Annotated in this window: 1 protein-coding gene; it reads left to right on the forward strand. The window is 65.0% G+C overall.

What is annotated here, in order from left to right; translation table 11 throughout:
- Positions 1-112: 112 nt before the first annotated feature.
- Complete coding sequence (locus tag ACLKMW_RS26405) at positions 113-1,225, forward strand: IS110 family RNA-guided transposase (protein WP_415727497.1); 1,113 nt, start codon at positions 113-115, stop codon at positions 1,223-1,225.
- Positions 1,226-1,384 lie beyond the last annotated feature (159 nt).

Here is a 1,384-nt window from a genome sequence, read left to right on the forward strand (position 1 = left end):
AGACGTTATGACCGTGGTCTGAGCGGCGGCCCGTCCTTAGTCTTTGCAGCTGTAAGCAAACGGGGGTTGCTCGGGAATGCCGAGCCGAGCCCCAGCAAAGGAAGGACGGGCCATGGCAGAAGATAAGGTTTTTTACGTCGGTGTCGATGTTTCGAAAGCCAAGCACGCGATTGCGATTGCGGAGGGTGGCCGGGAGGGGGAGGTCCGCTATTTTGGCGAGATCGAGGCGACACCGGCGGCGGTGGAACGCTTCGTGCGTAAGCTGGAGCGCAAATATCCGCGCCTGCATTTCTGCTACGAGGCCGGCCCAACCGGCTACGGGCTTTGCCGCCAGATCGTTGAGCTCGACCACCGCTGCGATGTCGTTGCGCCGTCGCTGATCCCGAAGCGCCCGGGCGAACGCGTCAAGACGAACCGACGCGATGCGGTCACCCTGGCACGGCTGCTGAGGGCGGGGGAGCTGACCGGGATCTGGGTTCCCGACGCAGTGCATGAAGCGGTGCGCGATCTAGTGCGCGTTCGGAGCTCGGCGAGCGAGGATCTGCGCAAGAAGCGCCAGCAGCTTCTGTCGTTCCTGCTGCGCCATGGCCGGGTCTTTAGCGGACGCAAGAATTGGGGCCCGGCGCATGCCCGCTGGCTGGCGGCGCAGAAGTTCAACCATCCGGCCCAGCAGATCGTGTTCCAGGACCAAGTCGATGTGATCACCGATGCGCAGAACCGGCTGGAGCGGCTCAATGCCCAGCTCGCCGAACTGGTGCCGAGCTGGTCGATGGCGCCGGTGGCGGCGGCCTATCAGGCGCTACGTGGTGTCTCCTTCATCGTTGCCGTCACCTTTGTCAGCGAAGTCGGCGATGTACGCCGTTTCGACAATCCGCGGCAGCTGATGGCCTTTCTCGGTCTGGTGCCGTCGGAGCGGTCAACCGGCGAGACGGTGAAGCGTGGCGGCCTGACACTTGCCGGCAACCGCCGCGCACGTCGCGTCCTGGTGGAGGGTGCCTGGAGCTACCGCTATCCGGCCCGGGTGACGGAAACCATTCGCATCCGCCTCGAGGGCCTGCCCAAGGCGGTTCGCGAGATTGCCTGGAAGGCGCAGACCCGACTGTGCGCTCGCTACCGGCGCCTGACGGCCTGTGGCAAGAAGAGACCGATCGTCGTGGCGGCGATCGCCCGCGAGATGGCGGCTTTCCTGTGGGCCATCGGCCACCAGGTTGAGCCGGTGCGTTGAAGATGCGGTGCGCTTCCCCTGTGAAGATTGAGCTTCCGGCAGACGCTCGTCTCCCACGGGCGCCGCCGGATTGAAGCTAATTGACCGGCTTCAATCCGGCGCAACAACCGGGACAGCACGGAGACGGGATGTGGCCACGGTGGGGAATTCCCGCGCTAG

The organism is Borborobacter xinjiangensis (assembly GCF_047739745.1).
In the GTDB taxonomy this organism is placed as follows: Bacteria; Pseudomonadota; Alphaproteobacteria; order Rhizobiales; family Rhizobiaceae; genus Pseudaminobacter.